At 45.9% G+C, this 23,404-nt stretch carries 26 protein-coding genes; 18 read left to right on the plus strand and 8 right to left on the minus strand.

What is annotated here, in order from left to right:
* Positions 1-79: 79 nt before the first annotated feature.
* The 5 genes from GKR61_RS00585 to GKR61_RS17875 all read left to right on the plus strand — a co-directional run bounded on the left by GKR61_RS00585 (position 80) and on the right by GKR61_RS17875 (position 5,555).
* On the plus strand, positions 80-529 hold the full coding sequence (locus GKR61_RS00585; protein ID WP_036949276.1) for a DNA polymerase III subunit chi: 450 nt from the start codon (positions 80-82) through the stop codon (positions 527-529).
* Between the two features lie 38 nt (positions 530-567).
* Positions 568-3,438 (plus strand): valine--tRNA ligase, encoded by a 2,871-nt coding sequence (locus GKR61_RS00590; protein WP_195848057.1) that lies wholly within the window; start codon positions 568-570, stop codon positions 3,436-3,438.
* Positions 3,439-3,601: 163 nt separating this feature from the next.
* Positions 3,602-4,105: a GNAT family N-acetyltransferase gene (locus GKR61_RS00595; RefSeq protein WP_036949147.1), complete on the plus strand. Its 504-nt coding sequence runs from the start codon at positions 3,602-3,604 to the stop codon at positions 4,103-4,105.
* 32 nt (positions 4,106-4,137) lie between these two features.
* Positions 4,138-4,908 (plus strand): class I SAM-dependent methyltransferase, encoded by a 771-nt coding sequence (locus GKR61_RS00600; RefSeq protein ID WP_154599687.1) that lies wholly within the window; start codon positions 4,138-4,140, stop codon positions 4,906-4,908.
* Positions 4,905-5,555, plus strand: a complete 651-nt coding sequence (locus GKR61_RS17875) for a GNAT family N-acetyltransferase (RefSeq protein ID WP_036949142.1) — start codon at positions 4,905-4,907, stop codon at positions 5,553-5,555. Before GKR61_RS00600 ends, GKR61_RS17875 begins: the two co-directional genes overlap by 4 nt.
* Positions 5,556-5,649: 94 nt before the next feature.
* Here the strand turns inward: GKR61_RS17875 and rraB are convergent, their stop codons facing one another.
* Positions 5,650-6,072, minus strand: a complete 423-nt coding sequence (gene rraB / locus GKR61_RS00610) for a ribonuclease E inhibitor RraB (protein ID WP_036949139.1) — start codon at positions 6,070-6,072, stop codon at positions 5,650-5,652.
* Positions 6,073-6,234: 162 nt separating this feature from the next.
* Between rraB and argF the strand changes: the two genes are divergently transcribed.
* Positions 6,235-7,260, plus strand: a complete 1,026-nt coding sequence (gene argF / locus GKR61_RS00615) for an ornithine carbamoyltransferase (RefSeq protein WP_036949137.1) — start codon at positions 6,235-6,237, stop codon at positions 7,258-7,260.
* A 57-nt stretch (positions 7,261-7,317) separates the two neighbouring features.
* Here argF and phnX read toward each other — a convergent pair whose 3' ends face one another.
* Positions 7,318-8,127, minus strand: a complete 810-nt coding sequence (gene phnX / locus GKR61_RS00620) for a phosphonoacetaldehyde hydrolase (RefSeq protein WP_154599688.1) — start codon at positions 8,125-8,127, stop codon at positions 7,318-7,320.
* Positions 8,128-8,129: 2 nt separating this feature from the next.
* Positions 8,130-9,239 (minus strand): 2-aminoethylphosphonate--pyruvate transaminase, encoded by a 1,110-nt coding sequence (gene phnW, locus GKR61_RS00625; RefSeq protein ID WP_154599689.1) that lies wholly within the window; start codon positions 9,237-9,239, stop codon positions 8,130-8,132.
* Positions 9,240-9,389: 150 nt separating this feature from the next.
* On the opposite strand from phnW, the gene phnR reads away from it, so the two are divergent.
* The 5 genes from phnR (at position 9,390) to phnV (ending at position 14,025) form a co-directional block, all read left to right on the plus strand.
* A complete protein-coding gene (gene phnR, locus GKR61_RS00630) occupies positions 9,390-10,097 on the plus strand; it encodes a phosphonate utilization transcriptional regulator PhnR (protein ID WP_036949129.1) in 708 nt (235 codons plus the stop codon).
* A gap of 135 nt (positions 10,098-10,232) precedes the next feature.
* Positions 10,233-11,246, plus strand: a complete 1,014-nt coding sequence (phnS, locus tag GKR61_RS00635; protein ID WP_154599731.1) for a 2-aminoethylphosphonate ABC transporter substrate-binding protein — start codon at positions 10,233-10,235, stop codon at positions 11,244-11,246.
* 7 nt (positions 11,247-11,253) lie between these two features.
* Positions 11,254-12,363 carry a 2-aminoethylphosphonate ABC transport system ATP-binding subunit PhnT gene (gene phnT, locus GKR61_RS00640; protein ID WP_154639479.1) on the plus strand — a complete coding sequence of 370 codons (1,110 nt, stop codon included), beginning with the start codon at positions 11,254-11,256 and terminating at the stop codon, positions 12,361-12,363.
* A 1-nt stretch (position 12,364) separates the two neighbouring features.
* Positions 12,365-13,225, plus strand: a complete 861-nt coding sequence (gene phnU, locus GKR61_RS00645; RefSeq protein ID WP_108478838.1) for a 2-aminoethylphosphonate ABC transporter permease subunit — start codon at positions 12,365-12,367, stop codon at positions 13,223-13,225.
* Positions 13,226-13,227: 2 nt separating this feature from the next.
* Entirely contained in the window at positions 13,228-14,025 is a 798-nt protein-coding gene (phnV, locus tag GKR61_RS00650; protein ID WP_154599691.1) for a 2-aminoethylphosphonate ABC transport system, membrane component PhnV, read from the plus strand.
* Positions 14,026-14,114: 89 nt separating this feature from the next.
* On the opposite strand, the gene GKR61_RS00655 is transcribed toward phnV, so the two are convergent.
* Both GKR61_RS00655 and vapB read right to left on the minus strand, forming a co-directional pair.
* The gene (locus tag GKR61_RS00655) at positions 14,115-14,534 is read right to left on the minus strand and encodes a type II toxin-antitoxin system VapC family toxin (protein ID WP_036949118.1); all 420 of its coding nucleotides are present in this window, start codon (positions 14,532-14,534) and stop codon (positions 14,115-14,117) included.
* Positions 14,531-14,764, minus strand: coding sequence for a type II toxin-antitoxin system VapB family antitoxin (gene vapB, locus GKR61_RS00660; RefSeq protein ID WP_036949116.1), 234 nt, complete (start codon positions 14,762-14,764; stop codon positions 14,531-14,533). The genes GKR61_RS00655 and vapB overlap by 4 nt, the downstream gene beginning before the upstream one ends.
* A 163-nt stretch (positions 14,765-14,927) precedes the next feature.
* On the opposite strand from vapB, the gene GKR61_RS17880 reads away from it, so the two are divergent.
* From GKR61_RS17880 to GKR61_RS00680, 5 genes are all read left to right on the plus strand, one after another.
* A complete protein-coding gene (locus GKR61_RS17880; RefSeq protein ID WP_165906943.1) occupies positions 14,928-15,077 on the plus strand; it encodes a hypothetical protein in 150 nt (49 codons plus the stop codon).
* 15 nt (positions 15,078-15,092) lie between these two features.
* A complete protein-coding gene (gene pyrB, locus GKR61_RS00665; protein WP_036949114.1) occupies positions 15,093-16,028 on the plus strand; it encodes an aspartate carbamoyltransferase in 936 nt (311 codons plus the stop codon).
* 10 nt (positions 16,029-16,038) lie between these two features.
* On the plus strand, positions 16,039-16,503 hold the full coding sequence (gene pyrI, locus GKR61_RS00670) for an aspartate carbamoyltransferase regulatory subunit (protein WP_154639480.1): 465 nt from the start codon (positions 16,039-16,041) through the stop codon (positions 16,501-16,503).
* Positions 16,504-16,595: 92 nt separating this feature from the next.
* On the plus strand, positions 16,596-16,982 hold the full coding sequence (gene ridA, locus GKR61_RS00675) for a 2-iminobutanoate/2-iminopropanoate deaminase (protein WP_108478834.1): 387 nt from the start codon (positions 16,596-16,598) through the stop codon (positions 16,980-16,982).
* A gap of 240 nt (positions 16,983-17,222) precedes the next feature.
* Entirely contained in the window at positions 17,223-18,404 is a 1,182-nt protein-coding gene (locus GKR61_RS00680; protein WP_154639481.1) for an MFS transporter, read from the plus strand.
* Here the strand turns inward: GKR61_RS00680 and GKR61_RS00685 are convergent.
* Complete coding sequence (locus GKR61_RS00685; protein ID WP_108478875.1) at positions 18,397-19,305, minus strand: LysR family transcriptional regulator; 909 nt, start codon at positions 19,303-19,305, stop codon at positions 18,397-18,399. The two genes, GKR61_RS00680 and GKR61_RS00685, sit on opposite strands and share 8 nt — an antisense overlap.
* A gap of 329 nt (positions 19,306-19,634) precedes the next feature.
* Between GKR61_RS00685 and nrdD the strand changes: the two genes are divergently transcribed.
* Both nrdD and nrdG read left to right on the plus strand, forming a co-directional pair.
* Positions 19,635-21,773 carry an anaerobic ribonucleoside-triphosphate reductase gene (nrdD, locus tag GKR61_RS00690; protein WP_108478832.1) on the plus strand — a complete coding sequence of 713 codons (2,139 nt, stop codon included), beginning with the start codon at positions 19,635-19,637 and terminating at the stop codon, positions 21,771-21,773.
* A gap of 15 nt (positions 21,774-21,788) precedes the next feature.
* Entirely contained in the window at positions 21,789-22,253 is a 465-nt protein-coding gene (gene nrdG / locus GKR61_RS00695; RefSeq protein WP_154599693.1) for an anaerobic ribonucleoside-triphosphate reductase-activating protein, read from the plus strand.
* Here the strand turns inward: nrdG and GKR61_RS00700 are convergent.
* Together GKR61_RS00700 and bhsA are read right to left on the minus strand one after the other, a co-directional pair.
* A complete protein-coding gene (locus tag GKR61_RS00700) occupies positions 22,250-22,687 on the minus strand; it encodes a YhbP family protein (protein ID WP_036949097.1) in 438 nt (145 codons plus the stop codon). The genes nrdG and GKR61_RS00700 overlap by 4 nt on opposite strands.
* 322 nt (positions 22,688-23,009) lie before the next feature.
* Positions 23,010-23,261, minus strand: a complete 252-nt coding sequence (bhsA, locus tag GKR61_RS00705) for a multiple stress resistance protein BhsA (RefSeq protein ID WP_154599732.1) — start codon at positions 23,259-23,261, stop codon at positions 23,010-23,012.
* Positions 23,262-23,404 lie beyond the last annotated feature (143 nt).

Here is a 23,404-nt window from a genome sequence, read left to right on the forward strand (position 1 = left end):
ATACATAAGTATGTGACCGAGGCGAGAGAGCGCAGCCAACACCCCTACAAATTGAAGTATGACGGGTACAGACGGGTATATGAAAAAAGGTACATTCTACCAACTCCAACAGCCCTCCCCACAAGCGGAATATGAAGCCCACGAATGGCTCGCTTGTGAACTTGCTGCAGAGGCATGGCGCAACGGAAAACGCGTTCTGATTGCCTGCGAGGATCAGCTGCAAGCTGAAAAAATGGATGAGGCGCTTTGGCAACGGGATCCTCACCAGTTTGTACCTCACAATTTGGCGGGGGAAGGTCCTCGTTATGGTTCGCCGATCGAAATTTGCTGGCCAAATAAACGCGGCAATACACCTCGCGATATCCTGATTAATTTACAAAGCCAATTCGCAGATTTTGCAACGGCTTTCCATGAAGTGATAGACTTCGTGCCTATCGATGAAACTTTAAAACAGTTGGCGCGTGACCGGTATAAAATTTACCGGAGCGTCGGCTTCAATTTGACCATGGCGACGCCGCCAACTTACTGAACACAAAGATAAAAATGGAAAAGAAACCAGACAACGCAATGATCGAGCCATCCCTCGATAAAACTTATAACCCAGCGGAAATCGAACAGTCCCTGTATACCCACTGGGAAAAAAGCGGTTACTTCCGCCCGAACGGTGATACCTCAAAAGACAGTTTCTGCGTCGTGATCCCACCACCGAACGTTACGGGTAGCCTGCATATGGGTCACGCCTTCCAACAAACCATTATGGATACCATGATCCGTTATCAGCGTATGCAAGGGAAAAATACCCTATGGCAGACGGGTACTGACCACGCGGGTATCGCAACTCAAATGGTGGTTGAGCGTAAAATTGCGGCTGAAGAAGGTAAAAACCGCCATGACTACGGTCGTGATGCGTTCATCGACAAAATCTGGGAATGGAAAGCAGAATCTGGCGGCACTATCTCTCAACAAATGCGCCGTTTAGGCGACTCCGTTGACTGGGATCGCGAACGCTTCACCATGGACGAAGGCTTATCTAAAGCCGTTAAAGAAGCTTTCGTTCGTATGTACAAAGAAAACTTAATCTATCGTGGTAAGCGTCTGGTTAACTGGGATCCGAAACTGCACACCGCAATTTCTGACCTGGAAGTTGAAAACCGCGAAGTTAAAGGTTCTATGTGGCACCTGCGTTATCCGCTGGCTGACGGCGCGAAAACCGCTGAAGGGAAAGACTATTTAGTGGTTGCGACCACACGTCCAGAAACCATGCTGGGTGATACTGGTGTGGCTGTTAACCCTGAAGATCCACGTTATAAAGATTTAATTGGCAAAGAAATCATTCTGCCAATCGTCAATCGCCGTATTCCAATCGTGGGTGACGAACACGCCGATATGGAAAAAGGCACCGGCTGCGTGAAAATCACCCCAGCCCATGACTTCAACGACTACGAAGTCGGTAAACGTCACCAACTGACCATGATCAACATGATGGACTTAGATGGTAACGTTCGTCATGAAGCGGAAGTGTTCGACACTAACGGCAACCCATGCACCGATTACAGCAGCGAAATTCCAGAAGCCTACCGTGGCATGGAGCGTTTCGCAGCTCGTAAAGCTATCGTCGCTGAATTTGAACAATTAGGTTTACTGGTCGAAGTCAAACCTCACGATTTAACCGTACCTTACGGTGACCGTGGTGGCGTGGTTATCGAGCCAATGCTGACTGACCAATGGTACGTGCGCACCGCGCCTTTAGCGAAAGACGCTATCAAAGCCGTTGAAGATGGTCGTATCCAATTCGTTCCGCGCCAATACGAAAACATGTATTTCTCTTGGATGCGTGATATCCAAGACTGGTGTATTTCTCGTCAATTATGGTGGGGTCACCGTATTCCAGCTTGGTATGACGACAAAGGCAATGTTTACGTGGGTCGTGATGAAGATGAAGTTCGCCGCGAAAACAACTTAGGTGCCGATGTGGCACTGCGTCAAGATGATGACGTATTAGATACGTGGTTCTCTTCTGGTCTGTGGACATTCTCAACCTTAGGCTGGCCAGAAAATACCGATGCGCTGAAAACTTTCCATCCAACGGATGTATTAGTCAGCGGCTTCGATATTATTTTCTTCTGGATTGCCCGTATGATCATGATGACCATGCATTTCATCAAAGATGAAAATGGCGAGCCACAAGTTCCATTTAAAACCGTGTATATGACAGGTCTGATCCGCGATGAAGAAGGTCAGAAAATGTCTAAATCCAAAGGGAACGTTATCGACCCGCTGGATATGATCGACGGTATTTCATTAGAAGCTTTACTGGAAAAACGTACTGGCAACATGATGCAGCCACAACTGGCTGAGAAAATTGCTAAACGTACTCGTAAAGAGTATCCAGACGGTATTGAAGCACACGGTACTGATGCCCTACGCTTTACTTTAGCGGCGCTGGCATCAACGGGTCGCGATATCAACTGGGATATGAAACGTCTGTCCGGTTACCGTAACTTCTGTAATAAATTATGGAATGCGAGCCGCTTTGTGCTGATGAATACCGAAGGTCAAGATTGCGGTCAAAACGGCGGCGAAATGAGCTTCTCATTGGCTGATCGCTGGATCATGGCGCAGTTCAACCAAACCGTGAAAGCGTACCGTGAAGCGTTAGATACTCATCGTTACGATATCGCAGCGGGTATTCTGTATGATTTCACATGGAATGAATTCTGTGACTGGTACTTAGAGCTGTCTAAACCTGCGGTTCATAAAGGTAATGAAGCCCAAGTTCGTGCGGCACGCTTCACCCTGATTGAAGTACTGGAAGGCTTACTGCGTCTGGCTCACCCAATCATTCCATTTATCACCGAAACCATCTGGCAGCGCGTGAAAGTGGTGAAAGGTATTGAAGCTGACACCATCATGCTGCAAGCATTCCCAGAATTCGATGTGGCGAAAGTAGATGAGCTGGCTCTGAGCGATTTAGAGTGGATTAAAGAAACCATCGTAGCTGTACGTAATATTCGTGCAGAAATGAACATCGCGCCAGGTAAACCATTGGATGTCATGCTGCGTAGCACCTCTGCGGATGTTGCTCGCCGTGTGACTGAGAACGAAAACTTCCTTCGTTCAATGGCGCGTTTAGCAAGCATTCGCGTGCTGGCTGAAGGCGAAGAAGCCCCAGTTTCTGTGACTAAATTAGTGGCAGGCGCTGAAGTGCTGATCCCAATGGCAGGTCTGGTTGATAAAGACGCTGAGCTGGCTCGTTTAGATAAAGAGCTGGAAAAAGTGGTGAAAGAAATTGATACCATCGAAAGCAAGCTGGCAAACGAAGGCTTTGTGAGCCGTGCTCCTGCTGCCGTGGTTGAGAAAGAGCGTGCGCGTTTAGCGGAAAATATCGAAGCGAAAGCGAAGATTGAAGCGCAAAAAGTGACCATCGCCTCTTTATAATCATTAAGCTTTAAATCTCTAGCCCTGACTTGTCATTGATGAGTTAGGGCTTTTTTGTATCTGGGTGTTGAAAAGCTTTATCACATGCTCAATATCATAATTATTGCACCAGCAAATGATGCAATTAAAAATATAAATAATGCAAATAAAAAGAGATATTCTTATGACAACAAGCACAACCTCAACTGTTCAAGTTCGTTTAATTCAACCTCAAGACAATCCAGGGATCGCCGCTGTTATTCGTGAAGTTTCCGCTGAACATGGGCTCACTGCCGATAAAGGTTTTGCGGTCGCGGATCCTATTTTAGATACGTTGTATGAAGTGTATAGCAAGCCACGTAGCGCGTACTGGGTGGTGGAAATGGACGGTAACGTGGTTGGCGGTGGCGGCATTTCACAAGTCGCTGGTGGTGATGAACATACTGCTGAATTACAAAAAATGTATCTCTCTTCTGTGCTGCGTGGAAAGGGTTTAGCCAAGCAAATCGTTTTAATGTCTTTAGAATTTGCTAAGCAGCAAGGCTATACCCGCTGTTACTTAGAAACCACCAAAGAGCTACAAGCCGCCATTAAACTGTATGAAAAACTGGGCTTCGATTTTATCGACGAACCATTAGGCAATACTGGCCATAGTGACTGCGAAATTCGCATGCTAAAAGCGCTGTAGTCCCCGCTCCCAATAAAAGGATACTGTAGCTAATGATCTCACAGTATGAAGACGCCCTTTATGAAGATCCTAAGCTCGCTCGCTTCTATGATTTAGATAACAGCTTGCAGCGGGCAGACTACGCGGCATACCTTCAGCTAGCCTCTTCAGCGTCTCATATTTTGGATTTAGGCTGCGGTACTGGCACGTTACTCACCGCCATTGCGGAGCAATATCCACACACCACGTTGGTCGGTGTCGATCCCGCGCAAGCGATGTTGGATATTGCTCAACAAAAAACCAATCACGTTCGTTGGGTGAACAGCACGGCTGAGGCGCTCTGTCTGGACATAAAATTTGATTTGATCATTTTATCTGGTCACGCCTTTCAGGTTTTTTTGACTCAAGAACAGCGTATTGCCGCATTGCAAACCATGCAGCGACATCTCACCGCTGATGGCACGATTGTATTTGATAGCCGCAATCCCACGGTTGAAGAGTGGAGAGAGTGGACACCTGAATTATCTCGTGAATCACTCTCGACCCAAGAATTTGGCGAAATCATTCTTTGGAATGATGTTGCCGAACAAAATGGCATTGTTCGCTATCAAACATTCTACCAACAAGGTGAGAGTGGCTCGATATTCCGCGCTGAATCGGATATTGCCTTTCCGACACTCAGCGACATTACTCAGGCCCTTGAATCTTGCGATTTAAAGATTCGTCATCTCTATGGCAACTGGCAACTCAATGCTTTTCAAGAGAACTCCCCTGAGATGATATTTACGCTTGAGCACACAGACCCTTTATTGGTGAAATCATGATGATGAACTCAATGATCAATAACGAGCCGCTCGTCATTGAACCTTTAGAGGAAGCAAACATTGATAGTGCTAACACGCTATTTTATGAAGCCTTTTCTTCTAAATTTAAAACCATTCACGATATGCCAGAAGCCCAGCGTCAGGGGGTGTTATCTCTATTTTGGCAACGCGGTCTGAGTGACCTCTATGATAGACACTTTCAGGTTAAATTAAATGGCAAGCTAGTCGCCGTTTATGGCATGACTTACGGCGTAAAACGCATTCAAGAACAAGCACCTACCCCCGTGCCATTAATACAGATTCTGCGTAAAGCAGGTTTTTTCCGCTTTATGAAAATTTGGCGCATTTTCCAGTTATTTGTACACAAACCAAGAGCAGACACAGCCTATCTTTCTTACTTATGTGTCGATAATAAGTTGCGAGGTATGGGAATTGGTAATCGCGTGTTAGATCACATTGAAACCCAAGCAGCCGCAGATCCCAAGCTCACCCGAGTTTCTTTGTATGTATCTGATTTGAATACCAAGGCAAGAGAGCTTTATTTGCGCCGTGGCTATATCGATGAAAAGTATGAAACCTCTCGCACGACATTACGCTATATGGATATTTACGGCTGGCACTATATGGTGAAAGAGTTAGCATCTTGATATAAAACAAAAAAGCACTGACGATATTCTCAATCAGTGCTTTCTTATCTTTCAATTCAGCGATATTACCCGCTATTGAAATTTGAAAAATCAATTAGTGAACGCGATTTTCGGACTCATCGTCCCCTTCGTCGTCACCGTCTTCATCATCATATTCTGCGTCTGGATCTTCAAAATAGGTGCCCCAACCATCGTAGTTCACACCGATTTTTTCTGCTAATTTCATTAACTGCTCAACTTGCGCGTCGATCAATTCTGCATTTAACGCACTTTCGCTGATCACATCGCAACACATCAAGGTTTCACCGGTTTCAATTTCCAGTTCTTCCGCATCAGTCACTTCATAACCCAGTTTGAATGCTTCAACAGCCGCTTTTTCTAACAATTCAAAATTGTCCGCAGAGAAGTGATGCTCAATCGCGTACAGCGCATCAGGATCACTTCCATCTTCCAGTAACTCTTCAATGATCAGGCGAGTTTCTTCGTACTGCGCATCAAATTCAGCTTTATCTACCATCTCCACACCCCTTGTTCCGTGGTATTAGTCTCCGGCTCATTCTCCCATAGGGTCGAGGGTGAAACCATACCTAATAAAATAATTTCTTTTGCATGAGGGGTTGATTTTGAATTTTTATGAATATAAATTGAATATTAATTCAATTATAAAAGGCTGTGATTTATGAACTCCCTACATGGAAAGCATTTTTTAAGACTATTGGATTTTACCTCTAACGATATTCATGCATTATTAAAACTCTCCGCTTGGCTAAAATTAGCCAAAAAATCTGGCACTGAGCCACCTTTATTATCGGGTAAGAATTTTGCGCTGATCTTCGAGAAAGATTCAACACGGACGCGCTGCGCATTTGAAGTCGGCGCTTTCGATCAAGGGGCGAGAGTCACCTATCTTGGACCATCAGGCAGCCAGATTGGGCACAAAGAGACCATGAAAGATACCGCCAGAGTGCTGGGGCGGATGTACGATGGTGTGCAATATCGGGGTTACGCGCAAAGCACCGTCGAAACATTAGCGCAGCATGCGGGAGTGCCTGTCTGGAATGGATTAACTAACGAATTCCATCCCACACAGTTATTAGCCGATTTGCTTACCATTCAAGAACATAAGCCCAACACACCGCTTTCTGACATCAAATTCGCCTACCTCGGGGATGCGCGTAACAATATGGGAAATTCGATGCTAGAAGCCGCCGCCCTCACGGGGATGGAGCTGCGTTTAGTGGCACCAAAAAGCTGTTGGCCAGAGGCTGAATTAATTGAAGAGTGCCAGAAAATAGCCAAAACCACCGGCGGAAAAATTATTCTGACTGAAAACGTGGCTGAAGGCGTTAAAGACGCTGATTTTCTGTATACCGATGTCTGGGTTTCGATGGGAGAACCGAAGGAAGTGTGGGCTCAGCGCATTGCCTTAATGAAACCGTACCAAGTGAATATGGACGTGGTCAAACTAACTGGCAACCCAGAGGTGAAATTCTTACACTGCCTGCCAGCATTTCATAATGAAGACACCACATTAGGCGCTCAGCTTGCCAAAGAGTTTAATCTTTATGGCGGGCTGGAAGTGACGGAAGAGGTGTTTGAATCCCCTTACAGTATCGTTTTCGACCAAGCGGAAAACCGCCTGCACACCATTAAAGCGGTAATGGTAGCGACAATTGCGCCTGAATTACCGATAAATATATTCTAAATCTACCGACCAAGTAGACCCCCTACTTGGTCAGTTTGAATGGAGACTTAAGTCTCGCTACGGTCTTTCTCCGTTTGCCAATCTCACGTTGATTTCATCAATCACATGAGGAAGATCCGCCAGCGTATCAATCACATAATGGGCTCCCGCTGCATACAGTTTATCCGCAGCCTGCTGGCGTAATGGGGAAATTTCTTCTTGGCTCATACCTTGATATTCATCCCATGTTTTACCAAATTCATTACCCGAAATAGCCAGACCAATACTCCACATTCCCGCATTACGTCCCTCTTCAATGCCCGGCACTGCATCATCCACCTTCACACAATGGGAGACGGAATTGACCGACAGTTCAATCACATTTTGCAGCGCCATCCACGGCCCCGGACGTCCGCCAGCCGCTAGGTCATCACTGGCAATCCAGCAATCGGGCTGATACCCCAATTTAGCGGCTGCCGGAACCAGCTTTTCCATCACCGCCCTTGGGTAACCTGAACAAGAGCCTATTTTGATCCCCTGCTCACGCAGCGTTACAATCGTGCTGACAACTCCGTCGATTAGCGCTGCAAAATCGACAACTTTGGCAATCTGTAACGGCATAAACGTTTGGTAGATAGCATCGATATCTTCGCTGGTCATTGAGCGTCCAAACTTTGCCTGCCACATGGCATCAATCTCTGGTAATTTTCCTAACGCTTCAATATGTTGCCATTTTCCTAATCCCATCGGGATACGAGCTTGCGCCAGTGTAATATCCATATCAAACGCGACTTTAAATGCTTCGATAAAAATTTGCGTCGGTGCAAAAGAGCCAAAATCCACCGTCGTTCCTGCCCAATCCAATATAACAGCTTCAATACGGTTCATGATTAATCCTTATTTTTCCAATACATCGCATTCTTAATTGCCACCAATAGCGCATCAATATTGTGCGGATACACTTCCCCAATATTGCCAATACGGAAACAATCACTCTTTGAGACTTTCCCCGGATAGATCACAAACCCTTGGGCTTTGAGCTGCTGATAAAATTGGTTAAATTGATAATCTTCGGCATCTGGCGAATAAAATGCCGTGATAATCGGCGATTGTTGACTATCGTCTAATAATGTACGAAATCCTAACTGGCGCATACCTTCCACCAGCTTGCGCTGATTTTGCTGATAACGCTGGAAACGGGCGCTCACTCCACCTTCTTGAGCTAGCTCTTTCAGTGCTTGAGCGAAAGCCAGCACCGTGTGAGTTGGGGAAGTAAAGCGCCATTTCCCATGAAATTGCTCCATGCAGCGCCATTGTGCATACAGGTCAAGGGATAAAGAATACGAGCGCCCTGCACATTTTTCCAGTTCACTGGTACGCGCTATCACAAACCCAAACCCCGGAACCCCTTGGATACATTTGTTGGCCGAGCTGATCAGAAAATCAATATTCAGTGCCCCCACATCCAGTGGGATCCCCCCGAAACTGCTCATCGCATCCACGATATAGCGTTTTTGATAGCGCTTGGCTAATACCGCCACTTGCTCTATCGGGTTTAAAATACCGGTGGTGGTTTCACAGTGCACCATCGCAATATGACTGATTTGGCTATCTTGCTGTAGAAGCTGCTCAATCACTGCCACATCGGGCTTAGCCACTTCACCGCAATCATAAACATGGTGTGAAATGCCCATTAACTGCGCCATTTCTGCCATTCGCGCCCCATAAGCGCCATTGCTGACAATCAGGATTTTATCTTGTGGTGCGAGTACCGATCCCAGCACCGCTTCCACGGCGTAGCTCCCACTCCCTTGGAGTAATACGCTGGTATACCCCGTTTGGATTGTCGCTAATTCAACTAGCTGTTGGCGAATACGTTGCACTACCTCTAAGTTGTAATCATCGTCCCATGTGCAGCTATCAAACAGCATCGCCTCTTTCACGGTTTGCGACGTGGTCAAAGGTCCCGGTGTTAACAGCAGATATTGATTCATTGTCATTTAAATTCACCATTGGTCTATACCAGATTGATATTATAATGACGGCAGATGAACAAGAAGGTCAAAGGAAAAGACGCCCTGCAACAAAAAATTCATATTGGCGTGTATAATGGATAAAAAATTTTGCGACGAAAAACGGATACATTATCGATGGATGAACAGCCACAGTACCTTCTTATCAAAGCTCAATTACAAGCAAGAATTCAGAGCGGCGCGCTGAAAAGTGGCGATAAACTGCCCTCTGAGCGCGAACTGTGTGCCATCTTCAATACCACTCGTGTCACTATTCGAGAAAGCTTGGCACAGTTAGAATCTAGCGGTGCAATTTACCGTTCTGAGCGCCGAGGCTGGTTTGTGACTCCCGAGCGTTTATGGCTCGACCCAACGCAAAATACCAACTTCCATAAACTGTGTTTAGAACAAGGTCGCCAGCCCAAAACTAAGCTGTTAGAAGGGAAAGTTGTCACCGTGCCTGTCGAAGCCATGACGCCACTGCAATTGCAGCCTTTCGAACAAATCTACCTACTCACTCGCCTGCGTTATGCAGACGATCGCCCCGTCTGCTACAGCGAAAACCACTGTCTTCCCGCTCGTGTACCGGAGCTATTAAGCCATGACCTGAATGGCAGCCTCACCGAAGTGTATGAGCAGCAATATGATTTGATTTACACCAGCATGCACTTATCGTTTTATCCCACTGCCATGCCACCGCAGGCGGCCAGCGCATTAGGGGTTGCAGTCGGGCGCCCAGCCCTGCTATTGCAACGTTTAAACTACGATCAACACGGGCGAATTCTGGATTATGATGTGGAATATTGGCGTCATGATAGCCTACGCATCGAGGTCGATACCCTCTAACTTCCACTTCAAAAATAAATTTTTGCTTTCTCGGTAGATTTCATTTTTCTGTCACATAAACCCGTTAGCGTAAAAACACTGGTATATACCAGATAACTTTAACGACTAACTGGAGAACTGGAGATGAAACGTAAAATGAAGCCTACCCCTCTTGCTGTGTTACTCCTTGCCGCCCTAGGCTCTACCTCGATTTTTGCCGCCCCTGTCGTCACGGTTTACTCCGCAGATGGTCTTCATGATGGCAATAACAGCTGGTATCAAGCGCAGTTTGATGCTTTTACCCAGCAAACAGGGATTAAAGTGCAGTACGTCGAAGGCGGCTCCGGTGCTATCGTTGAGCGTTTAGCCAAAGAACGCACTAACCCACAAGCGGATGTGCTCGTCACTGTTCCCCCGTTTATCCAACGTGCCGCTAAAACCGAATTACTGGCAAAATTCACACCGGATGCCGCGGTAAGTATTCCTAATTCAACGGAGTACTACACCCCCATCGTGAATAACTATCTGACCTTTATCTATAACGACAAACTGCTCAAAGCTCCACCAGCAACGTGGAATGAACTCCTCGACGCCCGTTTTAAAAATAAACTGCAATATTCCACACCAGGACAAGCGGGAGATGGTACCGCCGTCATGCTGCAAGTGTTCCATAGCTTCGGTGGCAAAAAAGCCGGTTTTGATTACCTCGGTAAATTACAAGCCAACAACGTCGGTCCATCCGCCTCAACAGGGAAATTAACCGCGTTAGTGAACAAAGGCGAGCTGTACGTCGCCAACGGCGATTTGCAAATGAACCTTTCTCAAATGGAACGAAATCCGAACGTGAAAATCTTTTGGCCAGCCGATGAAAAAGGCGAACGCAGCGCGCTGGTTCTGCCTTACGTTGTGGGCTTAGTCAATAACGGTCCTGAAACTGAAAATGGCAAAAAGCTGATTAACTTTCTGTTAGACAAACAAGCCCAAAGCCACGTTAGTGAACTGTCATGGGGAATGCCGGTACGCTCAGATTTGACGCCAAACGATCCGCAATTCCATAAAGCCACTGAAATCCTCAAAGGCGTCAAAACATGGCAACCGAATTGGGACGATGTAGAAGTGTCTCTTTCGAACGATATTACCCGTTGGCACAAAGTGACTGAAAGCGAGTAAGTGAGTTATGTTGATGAAAAGAAAAATAGAAACACCAAGCCAGCGCACTGACCATTCAGGTATTGTGCTGGAATCTCTGCGGGTTTCTTACCATAACAATGTGGTACTCAAGCCGTTATCTCTGACCATCGAACCTGGCGAAATACTAGTGTTGATTGGCCCTTCAGGCTCCGGTAAAACCACCGTGTTACGGTCAATTGCAGGCTTTGCACAACCGGATAGTGGACGCATTTTAATGGGTGATACGGACATCACCCACCTTCCCCCATATCAACGGGGGCTGGGCATGGTAGTACAAAACTATGCCCTCTTCCCCCATATGAAAGTGGAAGATAATGTTGCTTTTGGCTTACGCGCCCAAAAACAGCCTAAAGCGCTGATCAAAGAGCGCGTGGCAGAGGCATTAAACATTGTCGGTATGAGCGACTATGCCTCCCGCTACCCGCATCAGTTATCCGGTGGACAGCAGCAGCGTGTTGCCATCGCCCGCGCTATAGCTGTTCGCCCACGAGTACTTTTACTCGATGAGCCGCTATCTGCTCTCGATGCGCAAATTCGCCATAATATGGTGGAAGAGATTGCAAGGCTGCACCGCGAATTACCTGAGCTGACCATTTTGTACGTCACCCATGACCAAACTGAAGCGCTCGCGTTAGGGGATAAAATTGGCATCATGAAAAATGGCTATTTGGTGGCACACGGGGAGAAAAATGCCCTGTACCATCGCCCACCAAACCGCTTTGCCGCCGAGTTTTTAGGCCGTGCCAATATTCTGTCGGCAACTGCCTTGGGCTTTTCCTCCATGCCTTCCCAAGTCAGTGTGAGCTGTGGCGGTACGCTTATTGAAGCGCAAACTCAAGGAATGCAGCACAATAGCCGCAAATTAATCTGTATTCGCCCGCAACATATTAGCCTCACCCCACGAGCAGATACCTCAAACCAGTTACACGCCACCTTACAATCTATCCGCTGGCAGGGGGATATTACCCATTTATTGTGTGATGTGGCTGGGGAAAAGGTGACGGTCGCTGTCACCCATTTATCCCCGTTACCGCAAGCAGGGGATAAACTCACGCTGTGGTTTTCTCCCTCCGATACTGTGTTGATTGAGGAATAATATGTCGGCTATCAACCTGTCTAAGCCATCATCCATAAACCTAAAGCCGTTTTATTGGATAGCGCCACCGCTGCTCGTTTTAGCGACGTTATTTTTTTACCCACTGATGCTGATTGGTGAGCAAGCCATTCAAAGTCCCACTGGCGGCGTAAGCTTAGAAACATTCTGGCAAGTGATTGAATCTCGCCGGTTTATTAGCGGGCTATTCAATACACTACAAATTGCCTTTTTTGCCACTCTAGGTTGCTTGGTACTTGGCTCGGTTCTCTCCCTGATTCTGGTGTTTATTCCTTTTCCCGGAAGCCGTTTTATTACCCAAGTCATTGATACTTTTATCGCACTCCCGACTTTTCTGATCACTCTCGCGTTTACCTTTATTTATGGTTCGGCGGGGTTACTTAATGGCACATTAATGGCACTGTTTGATTTTGAACTGCCCCCCGTGGACTTTTTGTACTCGATTAATGGCGTGATTTTGGCGGAGATCACCGTCTTTACTCCGCTCGTGATGCGCCCTCTTATGGCGGCACTACGCCAAATCGATAAAAGCCAGTTAGAAGCCGCCAGCATTTTAGGGGCGCCCCCTGCCCGCGTGATCAGCCAAGTGATTTTTCCGGCGGCACTTCCTGCATTACTCGCAGGTGGCAGCTTATGTTTGCTGCTGACCACCAACGAATTTGGCATCGTGCTGTTTATTGGGGCAAAAGGGGTGAATACCTTGCCGATGATGGTCTACAGCAAAGCGATTCTAGAATCTGATTACAGCGTCGCGTGCATGATAGCGCTAATTAATATTCTGCTGTCTGTGGGGCTATTTAGCCTATATCGCATGGCAACAACCCGCTTCGGAGTGAAAAAATAACCATGTTAATTTGGTCTAAAACTGGGCGAGCCATTTCAACCGCCATCGCCATCACGCTGTTTTCTTGCTTGTTTTTGCTGCCATTAGTGATGATTTTAATGTCCAGCTTTAGCCGACAATGGAACGGTATTTTACCCTCCGGTTTTACCTTCGAACATTTTGTGAATGCGTTTCAAGGACCTGCATGGGAAGCAATTCTATCCAGCCTGATTATCGGCTTTTGTGCCAGTTTGTTTGCACTGTTTTGCGGTCTGTGGGCAGCCCTTGCTTTACGTCGCCATAGTGCCAGAGTACAAAAATATCTGGGTATCGCGTTCTATTTACCGAGTGCCATTCCTTCGGTATCGATTGGATTAGGGATCTTAGTGGCATTTAGCCAAGGCTATTTGCAGATGAACGGCACTTTCTGGATTGTTTTTTCCGCCCATTTTGTTCTGATTTCAGCGTTCACCTTCAGCAATGTCTCTACAGGATTAACCCGTATTTCCGCGGACATTGAGAATGTGGCATTCAGTTTAGGCGCTTCCCCGTGGTATCGCCTGTGCCATGTCACCCTACCGCTGTTGATGCCGTGGATGATTTCCGCTATCGCCTTGAGTCTGTCTTTGTCCCTCGGCGAGTTGGGCGCCACAATGATGCTGTATCCCCCTGGCTGGGCAACGTTGCCAGTGTCAATTTTCAGCCTTACTGATCGCGGAAATATCGCCGACGGCTCCGCACTGACCATCGTTCTAGTCGCGATCACACTGTTGTTGATGATGAAATTGGAGAAAGTGGCAAAGAGATTGGGGCAGAGGTAAGTAGCGAAAAGATAATATAAAAACAAAGCCCTAAATGGGCTTTATAAACGTAATGGCTATATCCAATAAATTAAACACTAATTTAATAATTATGGCTGCAACCAATCTTCTAGTTTCAATCCCAAAACTCGAGAAAACTCTCGGGTATTGTTAGTTACCAATATAGAGTTAGTTGCTAATGCATGACCGGCTATTGCAGTGTCATTATTTCCAATAGGCGTTCCTGCTTCGGTTAATGCTTTCTTAATTGCAGTTGTTGCATCAATCGCATCTTTATCCCAAGCGAGAATCCCATCAAGACGCTCACAAAATGCATCGACTAAAAAATTATGCTTAGGCGAGGCTTTCTTACCTATTGCACCAAAGCGCATTTCTGAGTAAGTAATCGCAGATATAACAATAGAATGTCGATGCATAACACAATCTTGCAGTTTCTGTAGTAGATACATGGGTTGCTCTCTCATAATGAAAGAGCAAATATTGGTATCAAGCATGTAGAGTTTTGTCACAAAACTATCCTTCCATCTTCAATCACGTCTTCACGTTCAAGTAAGAAATCTTTGTCTGCTTTATCTTCATCTCTTAGTGATAGCCAATTAGGTTTAACTGGACGAAGAATAATACGATTCCCTTCACGACTAATCTCTAATTCATTTACACCTTCAAAATCAATATCTTTAGGTAAACGAACTGCGCGATTATTACCATTTTTAAATACAGCAACAATTTTAGTTACCATAATTCCTCCTTAAATGCCGAAAGAATAAACATATGTTGAGTATATGCCCACTCATACATATGTCAACATATGCTAAAAACAAAAAATTCCATTTTTCTGTTAGCAAACGCTTGCGTCATTGTGCCACACGCGTATAATGCGCCACAATTTGCCGGGAGAAACCATGAACGCTGCTGCTCTATTTTTGAAAGAGAACACCGACACCGCACTGCCATCACGCGGTCAGGACAGCCTGTTTTTCCCCGCCGTATTGATAAAAAAGCCCCTCATTGAGGGGCTTTTTTTTGGCCTACTAGATAGCAAGTCTTGCTGATACAGGAGAATCACGATGCCGAATCCGTTATATCACCGCGACATAATCTCAATTAACGATTTAGATAAAACTGACCTTGAATTAGTCCTTAAGGTGGCAGCTTCATTAAAACAGCAGCCTCAACCTGAGTTTCTGAAGCATAAAGTTATCGCCAGCTGTTTCTTCGAAGCATCGACGCGTACCCGTCTGTCATTCGAAACCGCCATTCATCGTTTAGGGGCATCTGTCGTCGGCTTCTCTGATAGCGCCAACACCTCATTAGGTAAGAAAGGCGAGACGCTTGCAGACACCATTTCCGTTATCAGCCAGTATGTTGATGCGATTGTGATGCGCCACCCACAAGAAGGTGCCGCGCGTTTAGCCAGCCAATTCTCAGGTTCCGTTCCGATTATCAACGCAGGGGATGGCTCTAACCAACATCCTACCCAAACCCTGTTAGACCTGTTTACTATCCAAGAAACTCAAGGCCGCTTAGAGAACCTGAAAATCGCGATGGTCGGTGACCTGAAATATGGCAGAACGGTGCATTCACTGACTCAAGCGCTATCGAAGTTTGAAGGTAATCACTTCTACTTTATTTCCCCTGAAGTGTTGTCGATGCCAGCTCATATCCTAAATATTCTGGATGAAAAAGGGGCGACTTACAGCCTGCATAACAATGTCGATGAAGTGATCCCTGAAGTGGATATTCTGTATATGACTCGCGTCCAAAAAGAGCGTTTAGACCCATCAGAATATGCCAACGTCAAAGCACAATTTATTCTGCGCGCTCAAGACCTGCACAGTGCCAAAGATAATTTAAAAGTGCTGCACCCGCTTCCGCGTATCGATGAAATTACCGTGGATGTGGATAGCACCCCTTACGCTTATTACTTCCAGCAAGCAGGGAATGGGATCTACGCGCGCCAAGCGCTGCTGTCTCTGGTATTAAATAAAGAACTGGCAATCTGAGGAAAAGACCATGACACACGACCATAAATTACAAGTTGAAGCCATCCGTTGCGGCACTGTCATCGACCATATCCCTGCTCAAATTGGATTTAAATTACTGAAGCTGTTTAAGCTCACCAAAACCGATGAGCGCATCACTATCGGGCTGAATTTACCTTCTAGCAATATGGGCAAAAAAGACATTATCAAAATCGAAAATACTTTTTTAACCCCAGAGCAAGCGAACCAATTAGCGATGTATGCACCGAAAGCTACTGTTAATCGTATTGAAGATTATCAAGTGGTGGAAAAATTAGACCTAAAATTACCAGAGCAAATCGACAGCGTGCTGGTGTGCCCAAACAGCAACTGTATTAGCCATAATGAGCCAGTTTCTAGCAGTTTCCGCATTAAAAAACGCGCGAAACATGTGGCATTAACCTGCAAATTCTGTGAAAAAGAGTTCGATAGAGACGCCGTGATCAATAATCAGTAAGGTATTTAGGCGTAGACTGCGTCTTTGTGTGGATGCCGTTCCATGTCTATAATAGCGTCCAAACCCTTTTTTACGTGATAAACGGAGAAATTATGTCATACGAAATCAGCACCGAAAATGCACCAGCCGCTATTGGTCCTTACGTTCAAGGCGTCGATTTAGGCAGTATGGTTATGACTTCAGGTCAAATTCCTGTTGATCCAAAAACCGGTAATGTTCCTGAAGATATCGCAGCACAAACTCGTCAATCACTGGCGAACGTGAAAGCGATTTTAGAAAAAGCAGGTCTGGGCGTTGCCAACATCGTAAAAACCACCGTTTTTGTGAAAGATTTAAATGATTTCGGTACCGTTAACGCCACTTACGAAGAGTTTTTCAAACAACATAATGCGTCATTCCCTGCGCGTTCTTGCGTTGAAGTTGCGCGTCTGCCAAAAGATGTGAAAATCGAAATCGAAGCTATCGCAGTACGTAAATAGTTTTATTCAGTTTCAGATTGTCAGTCTGATAGCCTGCTAACCCATTGTCAGCAGGCTTTTTTTCATCATATAAAACTGCTCAACTAAAAATAGCAACCCGCTTTTAGGCTATTCTCTGTATCCCAAAATGCCCTTCTCTTTTTCTCGCTGTTTTGTCACGATAACCCTCGGGATATATCCGCAACATCACTTTATGACTTATTCAATTCAGGACAATGTTTAGCCCCTGCGGATACCTATATGCAAAATAAAATACGTTTATTACTGCTCAGCCTGTCACTGGCTGTGTTTGGCGTGATCACCACCGAAGTGGCGGTGATTGGTTTATTACCACAATTAACTCAGCAGCTTCATATCACAGCGCCACAAGTTGGTTTTCTCGTCAGTATCTACGCAGTGGTAGTGGCCATTTCAGGACCTTTTATCACGCTATTGCTTGGGCGTTTTAATCGCAAAACCGTTCTGTTGGTCATTATGATGCTATTTATTATCTCCAATAGTATTTATGCCCTCACCGAAAACTATCATATGATTTTGGTGTTTAGAGTTTTACCCGCACTGACCCATGCGGTCTTTTTTGCCATCGCCCTAAACCTTGCAGCCAATGCCATGCCGCCCGAAAAATCTGCCAAGGGCGTGGCCATTGTGTTTTCCGGTGTCGCGGTGGGGATGGTTTTGGGATTACCCCTCAGTGCCTTTATTGCAGAAGCCTTTTCCCTGACTGCCGCCTTTTGGTTCGGCGCGTTAACCAGTTTGCTAGCATTTATGGGGATCGCCATTCATGTGCCGTCAACTCCCGTCACCACACCGCTGAAAGTCCGTGAACAAGCAGCGATTTTAAAACGTTTGCCTGTTTGGTTATGCATATTGACGGTGACACTGATTTTCAGCGCGATGTTCGCGAGTTTCAGTTATATCGCCGATTATCTGATCAAAATCACTGGATTTTCGAACAATGCGACCAGCACACTATTGGTGGTGTTCGGCGTCAGCGGGTATATCGGTAACTTTATTTTTAGCCACTTTCTACAGCGCAGCCAAACTGCGACCACCTTGCGTTATCCCGTGTTATTCGGGGTGATTTATTTCGCAGTTTGGCTCTTTGGGCATCAGCCGATAGTGATGGTGGCGTTGGTGATTTTATGGGGCGCTTTCCATACATCCGGTTTAATCATCAGCCAAAGTTGGTTAATGAAAGAAGCCAATTCAGCCCCTGAGTTTGCCAATAGCTTGTATATTTCATTCTCAAATTTAGGGATTACCATTGGCACTATGATTGGAGGCTGGGCGATTTTATATGCAGGGGTTGCTGCCATTATTTGGGTGGGAATTGCGTTTTCTGTCCTGGCATTAATCAGCATTTGGGTAAAAGTGAAGCTAACCCATTCGGCGCCAGCACTCGCTTGCCATTCCCTTAATTAAATTGCCTTTCTTTTGCCGCCTTAAGCAACATATCAATCAAATAGCGTGTTTTTGGCGGCATACTACGCCCTTTCGGCCACAACAGATTAATCGGCGTTTCATAGCCTTCAGACTCTGGCAAAATGCGCTGTAATTGCTGGTTTTTCAGATAATCATCGACCAACCACAATGGTAACTGAGCAATCCCTTTTCCTTGAAGCACCGCTTGGAGCATCGCATCGCCATCAGCAAGTTCATAAAAAGGGCGTGGAGCATACTGGATGACGGTTCCTTCTTCACATAAGCGCCAATAGAAAGGTGCTCCTTGTCGGATCCCCACAATGCAGCGATGATTCTCCAGCTCTTGAAGATGCTGAGGCGCCCCGTATTTTTCAAGATACTTTGGCGATGCACACAGGACTTGGTTTTGTGTGGTTAACTGACGAGCCACAAGATGAGCGCTGTCGGGTAAAGGACCAATACGCACCATCAAATCCAAACCTTCCTCAAGGGCATCCACAAACTGCTCATTAAACGAAACGCTCAACATCAATTGGGGCTGCTCATCCATCAGTTGCATCAAAATAGGCATAATGCATTTACGCCCAAATGCGGCAGGAAGATCTAGGCGCAGCTTACCCATCAAGGTATGGGTATTCTCTTGGAGCTGCTGACCCGCTTTATCTAATAAATCCAGCGCAGCTGAACATTCATGAAAGTAGCGTTCCCCTTCCGTCGTGAGCGAAATTCCCCGCGTGGTTCGGATTAATAGGCTAATACCCAAATGTTCTTCGAGCTTAGTGACACGCTTGCCGACGGCGGATTTGGTGATCCCTAAACGCTCTGCCGCTTCCGTGAAACTCCCTGATTGAACCGTCGCCACAAATGCAGTAATACCGGTGAGTGAATGGATGGGGATCATAATGCGCTTTTTAACCTCATCAACTGCTAGCCTGCCGCTTTTTTTTCAATTGATTCATTCTAGAGCAAATTCCCAAACCCTTAAATCAATCTCTAAATTTAATTAATTCCTGCCCGTTTGATATTCATATAAATTATTTTTTTCTTTGTTTTAAATCAAATTACCGTCATCTAAAAAAAGGCAATATCCTACATATTGTGCTTTAATTAATTCACTAGACACTATATATAGTAAAAAATTCACATTTCTTTCACAGGGATGCCCCATACTGATAAAGGATCATGGACGCTATCGCCAGTCCTGTGAGGGATTAAATAAGGAGTATGACAGTGAAAACGGTGGTTATAAAACGAGATGGTTGTCAGGTCAATTTTGATCTCCCACGCATTCAAGAAGCGGTGCGACGTGCAGCCGCTGCGGTGGACGTCAAAGATGATGATTATTGTCTGCAAGTTGCCACGGTTGTCTCTGAGCAGTTGTGCAATCGCGAAAAAGTGGATATCGCTGAGATCCAAGATGCTGTCGAAGACCAGCTCATGTCGGGGCCTTACAAGGATCTGGCTCGAGCTTATATTGAATACCGCCATGACAGAGACAGCGAACGCGAAAAACGCAGCCAACTTACTCACGAGATCCGCGGCCTAATTGAGCAAAGCAACTTATCCTTACTCAATGAAAATGCGAACAAAGACAGTAAGGTGATCCCAACCCAGCGTGATTTATTAGCCGGGATCGTCGCTAAGCATTATGCAAAACAGCATATTTTGCCACGCGATGTTGTTCTTGCTCATGAAAAGGGTGAAATTCACTATCATGATCTCGATTATGCCCCTTTTTTCCCGATGTTTAACTGTATGCTTATCGACCTTGATGGCATGTTAACCAACGGCTTTAAGATGGGAAATGCGGAAATTGAGCCACCAAAATCCATTTCTACTGCCACTGCCGTTACTGCACAAATTATTGCCCAAGTGGCTAGCCATATTTATGGCGGAACCACCATTAACCGCATTGATGAAATTTTGGCGCCTTATGTCGCTATTAGTCATGAAAAGCATTTAAAAGTAGCCAAAGAATGGGGAATTGCTGACGCTGAAGCTTACGCCCAAAGTCGCACTGAAAAAGAGTGTTACGATGCGTTCCAATCCTTAGAGTATGAAGTGAATACACTGCATACCGCGAACGGGCAAACCCCCTTCGTCACCTTTGGATTTGGGTTAGGCACATCCCAAGAAGCACGACTTATCCAACAGTCGATTCTTAAAAACCGTATTGCGGGACTGGGTAAAAACCGCAAAACCGCGGTTTTCCCAAAACTCGTGTTTGCTATCAAAGATGGGCTGAACCATAAATACGGCGATCCTAACTACGATATCAAACAGTTAGCTTTAGAATGCGCCAGCAAACGCATGTATCCAGACATTCTCAACTACGATCGCGTGGTTGATGTCACTGGCTCCTTTAAAACACCGATGGGCTGCCGCAGTTTCTTAGGTGTCTATGAAGAAGATGGCAAACAAATTCACGATGGGCGAAATAACCTCGGCGTGATCAGCCTGAATTTACCGCGTATTGCGCTGGAAGCTCAAGGTAGCGAAGAGGCATTTTGGGCGCTTCTCGATGAGCGTTTAGCCATCGCTAAAAAAGCATTAATGACCCGCATTGCGCGCTTAGAAAATGTCAAAGCCCGCGTAGCCCCTATCTTATATATGGAAGGTGCCTGCGGCGTTCGCTTAAAAGCCAATGACAGCGTAGCGGAAATTTTCAAACATGGACGCGCTTCAATTTCATTGGGTTACATTGGGTTGCACGAAACCATCAATGCCTTATTTGGCACGCAAACTCATGTGTATGACAGCGAGCAATTGCGCGAAAAAGCCGTCGCTATCGTCAATCGTCTACGCCAAGCCACTGACGAATGGAAAGCCCAAACAGGTTACGGTTTCAGCTTATACAGCACGCCGAGCGAAAATCTGTGCGACCGTTTCTGTCGCTTAGATACCGCTGAATTTGGCGTTATTGATGGCGTAACCGACAAAGGCTACTACACCAATAGCTTCCACTTAGATGTGGAAAAACAGGTTAATCCTTACGATAAAATCGATTTTGAACAGCCTTATCCAGCGCTCGCCAATGGTGGTTTTATCTGTTACGGCGAATACCCGAATTTACAGCACAACCTCAAAGCCCTCGAAGATGTCTGGGATTACAGCTATCAGCATGTTCCTTACTACGGTACTAACACGCCAATCGACGAATGCTATGACTGCGGTTTTTCCGGTGAATTTTCCTGTACCAGCAAAGGCTTTACCTGCCCAGCTTGTGGCAACCACGATACTAACCGCGTTTCCGTGATCCGCCGTGTCTGTGGCTATCTAGGCAGCCCAGATGCCCGACCGTTTAATGCAGGCAAGCAAGAGGAAGTGAAGCGCCGTATCAAGCACTTGGGTAATGGACAGCTCGGTTAACAGCGGATAAATGCCATGAATTATCACCAATATTATCCTGTGGATGTGGTCAATGGACCCGGTACCCGCTGCACATTGTTTGTCTCGGGCTGCGTTCATCAGTGCCGAGGCTGCTATAACCAAAGCACATGGCGCGTGGATTCCGGTATTCCCTTTACCCAAGAGATGGAAGACCAAATTATCCAAGATTTGCAGGATACGCGTATTCGCCGCCAAGGGCTCTCCCTCTCAGGGGGGGATCCTTTGCACCCTGCCAACTTGCCTGCCATTTTAGCGTTAGTGAAGCGAGTGAAAGCCGTCTGCCCAGATAAGGATATCTGGATGTGGACGGGCTATAAATTGGATGAATTGACACTAGAACAGCAAAAAGTGGTGAGCTTGGTCAATACGTTGATTGATGGAAAGTTCGAACAGACACTGTACGATCCCGCGCTGCTATGGCGCGGTAGCAGTAACCAAGTTATTCATCGACTGCGTTAAGCTTCACGCAACCAATGTAATTTGGTGCCAAACCCCAGCGTGTTATCTACCATTTTCACCGTCTGTAATTGGAGCTGCCAAATCGGCAGCTTCGCCTCTAGGGCGACAGGAAATCTCTGGCAATAAAATGCTTTCTGCACATCCGCCTCTTCACCGTCAAATTGGCGAATTTCTCCCACAAATTGAATACCTTGAATTTTACCCACTTGCTTAGTTTGTGCGGAGATAGTCCCTGCCACACGAGGATTTTCCTGCATTAATTGACCATGCTGAGAATCGGGGGATGTCATGAAAATTAAGCGCATATTTTGGCGGTCAAAGGCGTAATAGCAACTGGCAGCCCAAATATCATCTTGGTGAGAGGTAAACAGAGAAAAAACGTGTTGGCGAGCAATATAGCGCTGGATGTGTTGTAAGGTGTTTTCGGGTGTCATTGCGAATGTCCATGTTAGACCGTTCAGAACACGCCCATAAAAATGGCTGGGCGTGCTTAAGCTGTTCTGAACGTTATCTGTACTTAGTTCGCACTACTATAACTTACTCATTCGAATTGCACCTAACATAAGGTTCTATATCAACAATGCTAGCATTCGAAGTTACTAATACTTCCCCTCTAATCCCTCTCGCTTTTACTCTAAATAATTCGAGTTGCAGCTAGGCGGCAAGCGAACGAGTCGCTAGGAGCATACACTAGTATGTGACTAGTGGGAGTGAACGCAGCCAACAACGCTGCGGCTCGAAGTATGACGAGTAAAATTATTTATAGATAGCCGCAGTACCACTCATCTCATTCTCACCGCTTGCAGAAATCACGCGGAAAGATTTTGCGCCAGCTTCATCAGCTTTTTTGGCTAATTGTGTAGTCAGGTCATTTACACTTGCAGCACCACTTACAGACACATAACCTACTGCTGGTTCGCTAGCTTGTCTAACTTCTTCAGCCGCCATTGAACCAAATGATACAGCACCTAAAGCTAAAGCAGCAGCAAATAATGTTGATTTTTTCATGGTAAACTTCCTCATTGTATGTTTGATATTTACAGGGGTTTTTTCATGTTTCCCTGTGATATGGATCATACTATGCCCTTTATTCGGAGATGAAAATTAGCTAATTTTGCTATAGTTATTCAAATTAATTGAACAATAACCTA

The organism is Providencia sp. wls1916 (genome assembly GCF_009706585.1).
GTDB classification, from domain to species: Bacteria; Pseudomonadota; Gammaproteobacteria; order Enterobacterales; family Enterobacteriaceae; genus Providencia; species Providencia lanzhouensis.